Raw genomic sequence first — 13,252 nt, forward strand, 5'->3', positions numbered from 1 at the left:
TATGTCACTTTAACTCGTAGATTTGTACAAATAGTAAAATTTTGATTGACATAGCGGTTTTTATTGCATAAAATTCATTTTAAGACAAAAACTGATATGTTAGTTTAGGAGGGGAAAAATGATTGATTTAAACAACTGGGAGAACTTTATTCCTGAATTATCTCAAAAAGAAGTAGAAATACCTCATTTTGACCGTGCATCATTAAGAGAAACTGGACAAAGAAATCCTGTCTGGATCCATTTTGGTGGCGGAAATCTTTATCGAGGATTTCATGCAGAAATCGCTCATTGTTTAGCGGATCAAGGCGAATTGCCCACTGGTGTCATTGTTTGTGAAACATTCGATGAAGAAATAATTGAAAAGGCTTACCGAGTTTTTGATGATTTGATTCTTGAAGTGGTCATGCCAAGCAGTGGAAAATTTGTCAAACGTGTATTAGCTGCGACAGCTGACAGTCTGTATTGTCATCCAGATTGTTCGGAACACTTTGCTAAGATGATTGGTCACTTTGAAAATCCGAGTTTACAATTAGTTACTTTTGCTATTACTGAAAAAGGTTATCGATTGAAAGATACAAGTAAGAAATATATAGGACCGATTGCAGTTGATATAAAAAATGGTCCGAAAAAGCCATCACATACGATGAGTATTCTTGCTGCACTACTTTATAGACGGTTTTTATCGGGAGCTTGGCCGATTGCACTTGTCTCTACAGATAATTTTTCACAAAACGGCAGTCAATTACGTACTTCGTTGCTAGCGATCGCAAAAGAATGGCAAAAGGAAGGTTATGTACCAGAAACATTTATCCAATACTTATCGAATGAAGAAATCGTTGCGTTTCCATGGACAATGATTGATCGTATCACTCCGAATCCTTCCATATCAGTTAGCAGAATGTTGGCAGAAGAAGGGTTTTTAAATATGTCGATCTTGCAAACCGCAAAGGGAACCAATATTGCGCCATTCGTCAATACAGAAGATATCCATTATTTAATCATGGAAGATCATTTTCCAAACGGACGTCCGAGATTCGAAAAAGCTGGAGTGTTCTTGACTGATCGTGCAACGGTAGATAAAGCAGATACGATGAAAGTGACGACTTGTCTTAATCCTTTGCATACGGCTTTAGCTATTATGGGTTGTTTACTGGGTTATAGGAGTATAGCTGAAGAGATGAAAGATCCAGATTTGTCACTGTTAGTTTCTGAAATCGGGTACAATGAAGGTCTTCCAGTCGTAGAATCGCCTGGAATCATTGATCCAAAGACCTTTCTTGAAGAAGTAGTCACTGTGCGATTTTCTAATCCAAATATTCCTGACATGCCTCAGCGAATCGCCACGGATACCTCTCAAAAGGTGGCGATTCGTTACGGTGAGACGATTAAAAAATATATGGAAATAGAAAATAAGGACCCGCAGACTCTTGTGTTCATCCCATTGATTCTCGCTGCTTGGCTTCGATACCTTATTGGCCTTGATGATCAAGGAAAACCATTCACACCGAGTCCAGATCCTTTGTTGGTGGAACTTCAGCACAGGCTTTCTGATATTCAATTGGGTACGCAAGATACCTCACATATCCAAGAGAAAATTGTTCCTATTTTGTCAAATAAAGAAATTTTTGGTGTAGATCTTTATCAAGCTGAGATTGGCAGAAAAATAGAAGGAATGTTCATCAAAATGTTGGCAGGACCCAATGCCGTACGAAAAACATTACAGAATTACTTACAAGAACATGGAGGAACTTTATAATGGAAATGACTTTTAGATGGTACGGTTCACAAGAGGAAAAGATTGCTTTAGATGAAATCAGACAAATACCTGCAGTCAAAGGTATTGTAGGCACATTGATGGATATACCAGTAGGAGAAGTGTGGCCTAGGGAACGGATCAAAGAATTAAAAGAAGAAATTGAGTCTCGTGGATTGACACTAAAGGTTATCGAAAGCGTCAATGTGCATGATGCCATTAAAATTGGTTTACCATCCCGTGAGCAGTATATCGAAAACTATAAGCAGACGATTCGAAACTTGGCAGAATATGGAATAGAAGTCATCTGCTATAATTTTATGCCTGTATTTGATTGGGTCAAATCTGATCTTGATTACCGCTTAGAAGATGGCTCATCTACGTTAGCTTTTATATCCGCTGATATTCCAGCTGATCCAAAAGAAATCGTCGAACGCATCGAACAGTCCAGCAATGAATTCGAGTTGCCGGGGTGGGAACCTGAACGCTTAGCTCATATCAAATCTTTGCTTGAAGCGTATGCATCAGTAGACGAAGAAAAACTTCGAGAAAATTTTGCTTATTTTCTTCAATCAATCATCCCGACATGTGAAGAGGTAGGGGTCAAAATGGCTGTACACCCAGATGACCCGCCGTACTCGATTTTTGGATTACCTCGAATCGTAAAGAATCGAGAAGACCTAGATTGGTTGTGCCGAGTAGTAGACAGTCCTTCTAACGGAATCACTCTTTGTACAGGAAGTATTGCAGAAGATCCAGAAAATGATGTGTATGAAATTTTAGCAGAATTTTGCCAAAGAGACCGGATCCCATTTGCTCACGTTCGAAATATCAAGTTTTTAGATAATCGAGATTTCTATGAGGCACCGCATAAATCAGAATACGGTTCATTAGACATGTACCGTATACTAAAAACAATGTATGACAACGGATTTGACGGATACATCCGCCCTGATCATGGCAGAATGATTTGGAATGAGACAGGAAGACCAGGATATGGCTTATATGATCGAGCATTAGGTGCGGTATATCTAAATGGATTATGGGAAGCAATTGAAAAAGGAAACGAACGTAAAGAAAACCAGTAAATAATTTATAATTTTATTATGTAAACGAAAAAGATATTCAAATTTTTGTGACATAAATCCGTATGCTTTTCAACAGTATACGGATTTATGTCACTTCTTTGGTCTAGGAACTAGAGGTTATCTTGATTTTCTTTTTCCGATTGGTTCATAAGAGCCTCTTCTTTTAATTCAAAAATATATTCTGAAATCCTCATAATCACTTTTTTCCAATCTTCTGGTGTGATGATTCCCTTTAAAATATATATTTTTTTGATGTGGGAAGGCAACTGTTTCAAAGGGCAGTCACTGATAACGATGTTACAGTTCTCCATAAAATCGTTTTGTATTTTGATCGATTCATTTGAAAAAATTTGTTCTATCTTAACAATCAAATCTTTACTGATATAAAAATCACGCGTATAGTTCACACCAATCACGATCAGCGGTTGTTTTTTGTAACGATCATATAAATGTACTAGATCTTCGACCATCCATAGCACATTTTCTTTTTCTAAAATATCTGGCAGCATATGTTGATTTTGTTCTCTGAAATCCATGTAAAAACGTTCAATAGCTGTTTGGATTTCTTTCAATACGTTATGCTCTTGATAAAGCATAAAAGTAGGAAGGGGCGTATTTGGTTGATTGAAGTTAAGAAATCCATTATAAAGTTTATTTCGTGCGAACGCCAACGAGTAAAGAATCTTTTCTTTTTCAGGCATAAGCAAATCAAATACAGTACAAAAGGATTCCACCATTTTTCTTGAATAAAGAACATGAGGAACATTTGCTTTTCTTAAAAGTTCGTATTGCTCCAAACTTGTTTTTTCTGATTCGATTTTCGTGATAGAGAGCCGAGCTAAAATATTCACTAGGATGCGTTGTTCGCGACAAATTGGCAGATTGGGACGCAAAATATCGACAGAGGGATCAATAAAAAAGTCAATATATTCATACTCCTCAAACTCTCTTTGCACACCTTTTACAGAAGTAGCCGGAAAATTCTCTTTACATATTTTCAACAGCAAATATAATTTATCCATCATACCGCTATTCAGTCGGTCAAGTACCTCTTTTTTAAAAAAAGTATTCATCATAAAAGCAACTACCTGTGGTTCTTCATCATAAAAATCTGTAGCAGTACTTGAAAAGATATTCCAATAAATATCTAATGCTGCATATTGGATTTGTACTTCTTTTCCAGAAAAGGACTTTCTTCCATTATTAGAAAAGGAGACAGACAAACCATACAATGCTAAAAATGCATTGATTTTTTTCATTTTCGTATACAGATAAGAGGCACTATAGTTCGTTTGCTGACTTAAACTGATAATCGAATTTGTCTGACAACTGAACAAAGAAGTCAAGATCTCATAACTGACCGATTCGTTGCAGTACCTTCCAAATAGACGATAGTAGCAATAAGCCGGATCAATTCCTTCAAAATTCAACTTCAAAAAAGGTTTTTGTTTATCAATATGCAATTCTGTTAGATTTAGACGCTCAAAATCTTGTTCTAATTCTTTGATGTATAATAGAAAATTTGATTCAGACATATGGAAATGATCTGCTAAATATTGTGTAGTAATAAAGAAACGATGTTCAGACAGGAAAAGAAAAATATCTAATTTTGTATTGCTTTTTTTCTTTAAAAGATACGTTTTTATCGCTTCTTGGGTTTGCATGAAGGGCGCTCCTTTTTACTTAAATTGTTAAAACTTGAAAATATTACTGTTTTTTTCATGAATCTAGACAAAAAGACAGTAAACATATAGGCACAATCTCTACTATCTTATTTCTTGCATACAAAAAAATCAAGGAGTGAGAGAGTTATGAGATATCCAACCATCTTAATCTCAACATTTACAGCCTTAAGCTTATCGCTTACTATAAATCAGACAGTGCATACAGAGGAGATAGGAACAGCAAATTGGGCAGAAACCAAATGGGCCAATGTTAATCGAATTACTTTCCAAGATGAATTTTCTTCCTTCAATTCAGGTGTCACAAAATTGAAAAAAGGACAAACAGCGACCATCAAAGCAACAGTTGATTATTCGGGAGACTTAGCACCGATACGACAATCAGCTGTTACATTTGAGAATGTTGACCCTGCTTTATTGATCAGTTACGACGAGAATACTTTGTCTATCCAACACAAGCAAGCAACATTTACTTTCACCGTCACATTAAATCAGGACTTGCTAAAACCAGCACTGTTTACTGTCAAAGTAGCAGATGGCTTACCGAACGATCTTCATTATTTGACGCCGTATAGTCAACGGCAGACAGTTGAGCAAGATTCAGCAATCGACTCAGGAGGAGGAGATCTTGTTGGGGAACCAACGGATAAACCAGAAAATGAAAACAAGCCTGATATACCGCCTACAGAAAATCCAGACGGAGAACAGCAACCGGAAATAGAATCTGGTGAAGAGCCTGATACAGAAATGAAGCCGGAGCCAGACAATGAATCAAAACCTGAAACAACTCCCGAAGAAAAACCAGGCACAGATAATGAAACCGAGAATCCAGAGAAACCAGATGTGACTCCAGAACCAGATACAGACTCTAGCAACGAAGCAAGACCAGAAGAAAAACCAGACACGGATAATGAAACCGAGAATCCAGAAACACCAAATAGGGTTCCTGAAGAAAAGCCAGATGTGTCCCCAGAAATGCCAGAAAAAACACCTGAAACAAATATAACGGCAAAAGAGATAAGCACCCAAAAGGATGAAAAGAAAGAGAGTCAAAAAATAGATACAACCATTCAACAAATAAATAAAGAGAAGCAGAATACACAAACACAACGATTTGATAACCCTTACCCAGCTGAGACTTTAAAAAGTAGCAAAGATACAATCCTTGCTAGTCCTGATACGAAAAATAAACAGCTGCCAAAATCCGGAGAAGCACAAAATAAAGTCATACTGTGGAGCGGAATCATTCTATTAGGCATAACAATGATGTTTTCTGTAAAAAGATTTAAACAAAATAGATGACACTGACATTTGAAGAATGTCGGAGAACACATTTTTACAAACGAAAAAGTAATATTAATAAAACGACCCTGAATAGCAGATTCTAAATCTGATATTTAGGGTCGTTCTAATTTTTATCTTTCTTCATTTTTAATTTAAAGGAGATCTGTTTCTCTTGGTGAATGATTCGGAATCTTTTTCACTTTCAGCACATCTAAAAAGAAGGTGAAGATCGGAATGCCGACAATCAATCCCCAAACGCCAAAGAATCGTTCACTAACAAGCAAGACCACGAATGTATAAAAAATCGGCAAGTCTGTTTTGCTAGACATTAATTTTGGGTTCAGTACATAAGATTCGATCAGATGCACAACCAAAATCGTCATCAGGATATAAACAACATCTCTGATTCCTCCTTGTGAATAAGCAATGAAAGATAGAGGAATACAAGAAATAATAACGCCTGCTACTGGGATCAGACTTAGAATGAATATCATAATTGCTAAGCTCAGCAGTTGGTGAAAGCCAAATGCGGCCAAGGCAATAGTTGTGAGCAGGGTGTTTAAAAGAGCAATAATAAATTGAGCTTCTAATACTAAGCCAAATGTATTGACAAACTTATCGGCGAAATAATATAGATCTTGAAAGAACCAAGAAAACTCACTTTTTAGAAATAACCGTGAGAAAAAAATCGTTTTTTGCTTTTCAATCATAAAAAAGAAACTTAAGATGAACGACATAGCGAACGCCACTGCCAGTTTTCCTATATCTTGTAAATAGCCAAGCGCAATTGACGCGCCATTTTGAAGCTGTTCAAAGAAATCGTTCCGCTCGATATAATTGTGGATGTATTGTAAAACTGGATCTGCATCTTTTGGTTGATGCTCGTAAAAATCAATAACAGATTGGATCATATCGAATGTTTGATGAATAAGCATCGGGATATACTTTGTGAATGCCAGATAGATAAGATAAACGATCAATGTATAAATCATGATGGCTAAAATACCTGTAGGGATTCGGACAAATCGCTGAATGATTTGAACAAGGTGGATCATCAAGTAAGTAAAGATAAATGTGAGTAAAATGGTTGTAATCATACTTCTTACTAAGAAAAGTACAAAAATGACAGATAATAAAACCGTGAGGCGGCGTATTTTTTCATTCGCCAAAAAACGCTGATAAACGGACAATTTGACAACCTCCAAATAACAAAAATAAACACGTTATTCATTATATGATGGAATACGAAAATAAGAAAGGGAAAGAGCAAAAAGAAAAACCGCTAAATGACGTTATCTTATGAGTTGGTTTTCCTCATAAAATCGTTCATCTAGCAGTTTCAGCCCTTTTTCTGGTCTTGATGAAAATTATCTAGCATTTTTCGGGTCAGATGTTGCAGTGTATCCAATTCTTCCTGTTCAAGCGGAAGATAAGACTTGATCTTTTGTGGAATACCTTCTGCTTGTTTTTGCAACGCAACTCCTTGAGAAGTGAGCGTAACATTTACGATTCTTTCGTCATCCGTTTCACGCTGACGCTTGATATAATTTTTTTCTGCTAACTTCTTCAGTAAGGGGGTTAGCGTACCAGAATCCAGACACAAATCATTTCCTAGCTCTTTCACTGTAGTCTTTTTCTTTTCCCATAAAACTAGCATCACAAGATACTGGGTATAGGTAAGATCCAGCGGTTTGAGAAGGGGAGTGTAGTGCCTGATGATCTCCTTAGAGGCGGCATATAAAGGAAAACATACTTGATTAGCTAAATATAGATCTTCCATTTTTCCACCTCCGCTGTTTCACTATAGTGTATCATAGCGGATTTACACAAAAAAGTCTATTCACTAACAGCTTTCAGAGTAACTTCGATATTTCCAGCTGTCGCTTTTGAATAAGGGCACACTTTATGTGCAGCTTCTAATAATTCTTGGGTTTCTTCTAGAGAAAGGCCTTCGATAGATCCTTCAATCTCTACGCCTAAGACAAAGCTCATTTCACTTTCGGAATAAAGAGAAACTTGTGCGCTGACAGTAGAAGCGCCAGAAATATTTTTTTGTTGTTTAATCAACTCCAATGCACTGTTGAAACAGGCACTGAAACCAGCTGCAAACAATTGTTCAGGATTTGTTGCGTTTTCAACACGTTTACCAGGAGCTGCAATATTTAATTCGAATGTGTGATCAGGATTATGGACTTCTCCAGAACGTCCGCCTGTGTTGATCATTTTTGTAGAATACATTTTTTTCATAAGATTACCACCTTTTATTATATTTGATGCAATTAGATTGTACACAATTTAATTATAAAAAGCAAAGAAATTGATTATTCAAGAAAAAAGAGAAAGCACATGGAACAAACTTGCTTCCTCTAATAAGAATATTTACAAAAAAATATCAGTGACAAGAACTAATCCCATCATAAACTTTACATATATTTTTCAAAAAGTTGTTTTCTTTCTTCAAAACTTACTTCACGATGAACCTGATGAAGCATCCATAAATAACCAAAAGGATCCCTGAACATCGAATTGGTCACACCAAAGTCCATCATTTCTGTCATTTCTTGGATCTCTACACAGCCATTTCGTAATGCTTTATTATGTGTGTCCTTAATGTCAGAGACGATGATATTGAACCAGATCGTATTTGGATGTTCAGCAGTAGGGGCAGTCAGACCAAGGGGCGGATTGTCATCCAGCATATGGAACCGCGTGCCATACAAGGAAAAAATGACTTCATTATTGCCTCTAGGATACTCTGTTGCCTCAATCAGTTCTATTTCATCAAAGATCGTTTGATAAAGTTTTAGAGCTTTCAAACTGTCATTTAATACAAAATCGATTTCTGTTCCTTTATGCATAAAATTCTCCTCTCTTTTTCAATCGAACATTTACTTACTTCTTCTATTATTATACCAGTTAAAGAAAACGCATTCAAAATAATAGGGTTGATTACTTACCAACTCATTCGATTGGATGATAAGTAAATCCGCGTCCCATTACTTCTGCTACGCTGTTGACAATGACAAAGGCGCTTGGATCAATTTCTTCTATCAGAGGTTTCATTCGAGAGAATTCATGATCGGTCACAACGATCAATAACACTTCTTTTGACTTTCGGTTATAGCCGCCTTTTGCCTCCAGCAAGGTAAGCCCGCGTCCGATTTCAGCACTTAAGCGAAGGCGAATGTCTTCCAAAGAATGTTCGCTCATAACCATGACGGATTTCTTCCGATTGATCCCTGTTTCGATATAGGTCATGACGATTGAAGTGATTGCAATAGATAAGATAGCGTAAAGAAATTCTTCTATTCCAAAAACAAACAGATTGAGAGAAACGACGAAAGCATCTGTAAGAAACAGGCCGATCGAAGTGTTCAAGTGGAAATATTTTTTAAAAATGAGGGGAGGGATCGTCGTGCCACCACTGGAAGAGTTATTTTTATATAAGATGGCCGCTCCTAAAGCAAAAATCGCACTTCCAAAAATGACAGATAACAACCGATCTGAAGTAATCATCATCTCTGGTACTACCGCGATGATCAAAGGAAAAACTAAGCTTCCAAAAAGCACTTTGAAAAAAGGTTTTTTACCTAAAAACAGAAGAGCTAGCACTAACATAGCGATATTCAATACTAAAATGACTATAGCACGGTCAAAACCGAAAGCAGCTTCCAGTAATATTCCTAGTCCGCTGACACCACCAGCAGCGATATGATGAGGCCCTAAAAACATATTTATAGCGACTCCTAATATAAAGAGGGCAAAAATAATTTTGACATATGTCCATATAAATTGTCTTGTTTCTTTCATTTATCCACTTCCTTTAGTTGATTAATAGTATTCTTATCTTATTATAACTTATTTTTCACTATAAGTTAACTTCGTTTAAGAAAAAAATTAGGCTTGGCTAATTTAGGAAACTCATCTTATCTGAAATCACTCGATCAAGCAAAAACTCTTAAAAAACTTTTTCGATTAGGAGGATCGAATATAGAGAGCAGAGAAACAGATAAACTAAGATAATTATAGAACTCGAAATAGGTAGAAAATAGATTCAAAAACTTTTAAAAGTTTTTGAATCTATCTGTTGAATTCGCTTAAAAAGTAATAGAAAAGTGCCAAAAAAACTGTTACCGATAACATTTTTGAAAGCGTTGTCTTTTCTATCTCTATCACTTATAGTGAGGACGTAATATTAAATCGCAAGGAGGAAATCAATGGACACAGCTGCAATTTATCATCGACCGGAAAGTGAATATGCATTTCTATATACGAATACAAAATTCCGTATCCGGCTTCGTACTCGGAAGAATGATATCAAAAAAGTATATGTGTTAAGCGGAGATCCGTATACCATAACAACTGAAAAATGGTATGAAAAAGAACGACCAATGAAAAAGTGTTTAAGTACAAATGTTCATGATTATTGGGAAGTTGAATTGACAAGTGAAACAAGACGATTACAATATGCGTTCCATGTTATTGGAGAAGACAGCACGGATTGTTTCTATGGTGATCAAGGTGTTTTTCCTTATCGAAAAAATGTGATTGCTGAACCAAATTTTTATTTTCGAATGCCTTATTTCCATCAAATTGATCGCTTCGTTGTACCAGAATGGGTGAAAGAAACAGTATGGTATCAAATTTTTCCTGAAAGATTTGCAAATGGGGATAAAGCAAATGATCCCGATCATACTTTGGCTTGGGGAAGCAAAGATCCAGATCGTGAAGATTTCTTTGGCGGGGATTTACAAGGTGTGATGGATCATCTGGATTATTTGACAGACCTGGGTATCAACGGAATATACTTTTGTCCCATATTTAAAGCTACATCCAATCACAAGTACGACACGATCGACTATTATGAAGTCGATCCCGCGTTTGGAGATAAAAAACTTTTAAAAAATTTAATTGATGAAGCACATAAAAGAGGGATACGTATCATGTTTGATGCTGTATTCAATCATATGGGAATCCATTCGCCCCAATGGCAAGATGTACTCGAAAACGGAGAAAAATCAATCTATAAAGACTGGTTCCATATCCGCTTTTTCCCAGTAGATTCCTATCAGATGACTGATGTGCCAGAAACTGCTGAAAATATCCCATATGATACTTTTGCATTTACTCCATTCATGCCCAAACTAAATACAGCAAATCCAGAGGTTCAAAAATATTTATTAGATATTGCCACCTATTGGATAAAAGAATTCGATATTGATGGATGGCGACTAGATGTTGCTAATGAAGTGGATCATCATTTTTGGAAAAAATTTAGAGAAGAAGTTACAGCCATCAAACCTGATATCTATATCCTGGGAGAGATCTGGCATTCCTCACAGGCCTGGCTGCAAGGGGATGAATTCCACGCAGTAATGAATTACGCATTTACAGATTCAATTAAAGATTATTTTGCAAAAAAGAAAATTACAGCTTCGCAAATGGTCAGTGGAATGAATCATCAGCAAATGCTTTACAGAGATCAGGTGAACGAAGGGACATTTAACTTATTAGATTCTCATGATACTGCAAGGATCTTAACTCTTTGTAATGGGAACAAGGAATTGATGAAATCTGTGATGACTTTTATGTTTCTTCAAAAAGGATCTCCATGTATCTATTATGGGACAGAAGTAGGGATGACTGGTGGAGAAGACCCGGATTGTCGAAAATGTATGGTCTGGGAAAAAGAAAAACAAGATCTAGAACTGTTTGGTTTTATAAAAGAACTCGTTTCTCTTAGGAAACAGTTGTCTAAGATTCTTTCTGAAGGGGCTACCCAATGGTTAATAGTAAATGATCGTGAAGATAAGCTCTATTTTGTACGTGAACTAGAGGGGCAGATTATCCATATTTACTTCAATCAGTCAGCAGAACCTTGGATAGTAGAACAGGAAAATGAGGTTATTCTTAGTCAAAATTGTCAGTTATTAGAAGATGGGAAAGCAGAGATACAGCAATACGGATTTTTGATTATGTGTTGAAAACTGTTACCGGTAACAGCAAGAAAGCGTTTGCAAATAAAGATTTGTGCCCATTATAATAGTGGTGTAACAGCACGTTGAATACACAGGAGGAAATGAAGATGAAAAAAAGAAGCGCGAAAAAGTTAGGTTTAGGGTTAGTCTCTTTAGGAATCTTAGGCGGATTAGCGGCTTGTGGCAATGGTAATTCTTCAGCAGAAGGGGAAGCGGAAGAAGGGAAAACGTTAACAGTCTCCGTTGATTCTGGATATAAAGATTATATAAACGAAATAAAAGATACATTCGAAAAAGAAAACGATGTGAAGATCAAGCTGGTAGAAAAGGACATGTTCGATCAGTTAGAATCATTAGCGTTAGATGGGCCTGCTGGAAAGGGACCTGACGTTATGATGGCAGCATATGACCGGATCGGTGCGTTAGGACAGCAAGGACATCTGGCGGAAGTAAAACTGGGAAATGAATCAGCTTACGATGAAACAGACAAAGCCCAAGTGACTTATGATGGAAAAATCTATGGAGAACCTGCAGTAATCGAGACCCTTGTTTTGTACTATAACAAAGATTTAGTCGATACAGCACCAGCGACGTTTAAAGATTTGGAAAATCTATCCAAAGACAGTCGTTTTGCTTTTGAGTCAGAAGCAGGAAAAAATACAGGATTTTTAGCTAAATGGACTGACTTTTATTATTCCTATGGTTTGATTGCAGGTTACGGTGGCTATGTATTCGGTGATGATGGTACAGATCCTTCTGATATCGGTTTGAATAATGCAGGTGCTGTAGAAGGAATTTCTTATGCAACAGATTGGTTCCAAAATGTTTGGCCTAAGGGAATGCAAGACATAAAAAGTGCAGGAGACTTCGCCAGCCAGCAATTCATGTCCAACAAAACTGCAGCAATTATTGACGGCCCATGGCAAGCGCAAACATACAAAGAAAACAATATCAATTATGGTGTTGCAAAAATTCCTACTCTAAACAATGGACAGCCTTATCAACCATTTGGCGGAGGAAAAGGATGGGTAGTCAGCAATTATGCTAAAAATAAAGATCTCTCTCAAAAATGGCTCGATTATGTAACGAATCAGGAGAATCAAGAGAAATTCTTTGAAATGGTAAATGAAATCCCTGCAAATCAACAAGCTCGGGAAACAGCCAAGGCTAAAAACGATGAATTAACAACAGCTGTGATCGAACAATATGAAACAGCTCAAGCAATGCCAAACATCCCAGAAATGGGTGAAGTTTGGACAGGTGCAGAAAACTTGATGTTCGATGCAGCATCAGGTTCAAAAACACCAAAAGAATCCGCAGATGAAGCAGTGAAAACAATCAGTGAAGCCATAGAACAAAAATACTGATTAAAATGATAACCGTCCATTTTTATAAAAAAATGGAACAGGTGCTTCAGATAGAGGTGGCAAGAGCGAGATGGAAAATTATCTTGTTCTTGTTGCCATT

General features: G+C 36.7%; 11 protein-coding genes. 5 read left to right on the forward strand and 6 right to left on the reverse strand.

All coding sequences use genetic code 11. The features are described 5' to 3' along the window. The first annotated feature begins 118 nt into the window (after positions 1-118). Positions 119-1,756 carry a mannitol dehydrogenase family protein gene (locus FTX43_RS10695; protein ID WP_147607051.1) on the forward strand — a complete coding sequence of 546 codons (1,638 nt, stop codon included), beginning with the start codon at positions 119-121 and terminating at the stop codon, positions 1,754-1,756. Further along, positions 1,756-2,841: a mannonate dehydratase gene (gene uxuA, locus FTX43_RS10700; RefSeq protein ID WP_002306671.1), complete on the forward strand. Its 1,086-nt coding sequence runs from the start codon at positions 1,756-1,758 to the stop codon at positions 2,839-2,841. Before FTX43_RS10695 ends, uxuA begins: the two co-directional genes overlap by 1 nt. A 110-nt stretch (positions 2,842-2,951) precedes the next feature. On the opposite strand, the gene FTX43_RS10705 is transcribed toward uxuA, so the two are convergent. Continuing rightward, positions 2,952-4,505, reverse strand: a complete 1,554-nt coding sequence (locus tag FTX43_RS10705) for a helix-turn-helix domain-containing protein (RefSeq protein WP_002345939.1) — start codon at positions 4,503-4,505, stop codon at positions 2,952-2,954. 147 nt (positions 4,506-4,652) lie between these two features. Here FTX43_RS10705 and FTX43_RS10710 point away from each other — a divergent pair, with 147 nt between their 5' ends. After that, positions 4,653-5,825 carry an LPXTG cell wall anchor domain-containing protein gene (locus tag FTX43_RS10710; protein ID WP_047937572.1) on the forward strand — a complete coding sequence of 391 codons (1,173 nt, stop codon included), beginning with the start codon at positions 4,653-4,655 and terminating at the stop codon, positions 5,823-5,825. 134 nt (positions 5,826-5,959) lie between these two features. On the opposite strand, the gene FTX43_RS10715 is transcribed toward FTX43_RS10710, so the two are convergent. From FTX43_RS10715 to FTX43_RS10735, 5 genes are all read right to left on the reverse strand, one after another. After that, on the reverse strand, positions 5,960-6,997 hold the full coding sequence (locus tag FTX43_RS10715) for an AI-2E family transporter (protein ID WP_002319949.1): 1,038 nt from the start codon (positions 6,995-6,997) through the stop codon (positions 5,960-5,962). 149 nt (positions 6,998-7,146) lie between these two features. Next, a complete protein-coding gene (locus tag FTX43_RS10720; protein WP_002290718.1) occupies positions 7,147-7,587 on the reverse strand; it encodes a MarR family winged helix-turn-helix transcriptional regulator in 441 nt (146 codons plus the stop codon). Positions 7,588-7,643: 56 nt separating this feature from the next. Next, positions 7,644-8,054, reverse strand: coding sequence for an organic hydroperoxide resistance protein (locus FTX43_RS10725; protein ID WP_002290719.1), 411 nt, complete (start codon positions 8,052-8,054; stop codon positions 7,644-7,646). Between the two features lie 176 nt (positions 8,055-8,230). Then, a complete protein-coding gene (locus tag FTX43_RS10730) occupies positions 8,231-8,665 on the reverse strand; it encodes a VOC family protein (RefSeq protein ID WP_002306675.1) in 435 nt (144 codons plus the stop codon). Between the two features lie 103 nt (positions 8,666-8,768). Next, the gene (locus FTX43_RS10735; protein WP_147607052.1) at positions 8,769-9,617 is read right to left on the reverse strand and encodes a YitT family protein; all 849 of its coding nucleotides are present in this window, start codon (positions 9,615-9,617) and stop codon (positions 8,769-8,771) included. A 407-nt stretch (positions 9,618-10,024) separates the two neighbouring features. Between FTX43_RS10735 and FTX43_RS10740 the strand changes: the two genes are divergently transcribed. After that, the gene (locus FTX43_RS10740; protein ID WP_147607053.1) at positions 10,025-11,791 is read left to right on the forward strand and encodes a glycoside hydrolase family 13 protein; all 1,767 of its coding nucleotides are present in this window, start codon (positions 10,025-10,027) and stop codon (positions 11,789-11,791) included. 101 nt (positions 11,792-11,892) lie between these two features. Then, positions 11,893-13,152 (forward strand): extracellular solute-binding protein, encoded by a 1,260-nt coding sequence (locus FTX43_RS10745; protein ID WP_002306680.1) that lies wholly within the window; start codon positions 11,893-11,895, stop codon positions 13,150-13,152. Positions 13,153-13,252: the final 100 nt, after the last annotated feature.

Source organism: Enterococcus sp. DA9 (assembly GCF_008000875.1).
Taxonomy (GTDB): domain Bacteria; phylum Bacillota; class Bacilli; order Lactobacillales; family Enterococcaceae; genus Enterococcus_B; species Enterococcus_B lactis.

Excerpts from the sequence above, each read along its gene's own strand:
- FTX43_RS10695 (WP_147607051.1), top strand. The coding sequence starts at position 119 with ATGATTGATTTAAACAACTGGGAGAACTTTATTCCTGAATTATCTCAA.
- uxuA (WP_002306671.1), top strand. The coding sequence starts at position 1,756 with ATGGAAATGACTTTTAGATGGTACGGTTCACAAGAGGAAAAGATTGCT.
- FTX43_RS10705 (WP_002345939.1), bottom strand. The coding sequence starts at position 4,505 with ATGCAAACCCAAGAAGCGATAAAAACGTATCTTTTAAAGAAAAAAAGC.
- FTX43_RS10710 (WP_047937572.1), top strand. The coding sequence starts at position 4,653 with ATGAGATATCCAACCATCTTAATCTCAACATTTACAGCCTTAAGCTTA.
- FTX43_RS10720 (WP_002290718.1), bottom strand. The coding sequence starts at position 7,587 with ATGGAAGATCTATATTTAGCTAATCAAGTATGTTTTCCTTTATATGCC.
- FTX43_RS10725 (WP_002290719.1), bottom strand. The coding sequence starts at position 8,054 with ATGAAAAAAATGTATTCTACAAAAATGATCAACACAGGCGGACGTTCT.
- FTX43_RS10730 (WP_002306675.1), bottom strand. The coding sequence starts at position 8,665 with ATGCATAAAGGAACAGAAATCGATTTTGTATTAAATGACAGTTTGAAA.
- FTX43_RS10735 (WP_147607052.1), bottom strand. The coding sequence starts at position 9,617 with ATGAAAGAAACAAGACAATTTATATGGACATATGTCAAAATTATTTTT.
- FTX43_RS10740 (WP_147607053.1), top strand. The coding sequence starts at position 10,025 with ATGGACACAGCTGCAATTTATCATCGACCGGAAAGTGAATATGCATTT.
- FTX43_RS10745 (WP_002306680.1), top strand. The coding sequence starts at position 11,893 with ATGAAAAAAAGAAGCGCGAAAAAGTTAGGTTTAGGGTTAGTCTCTTTA.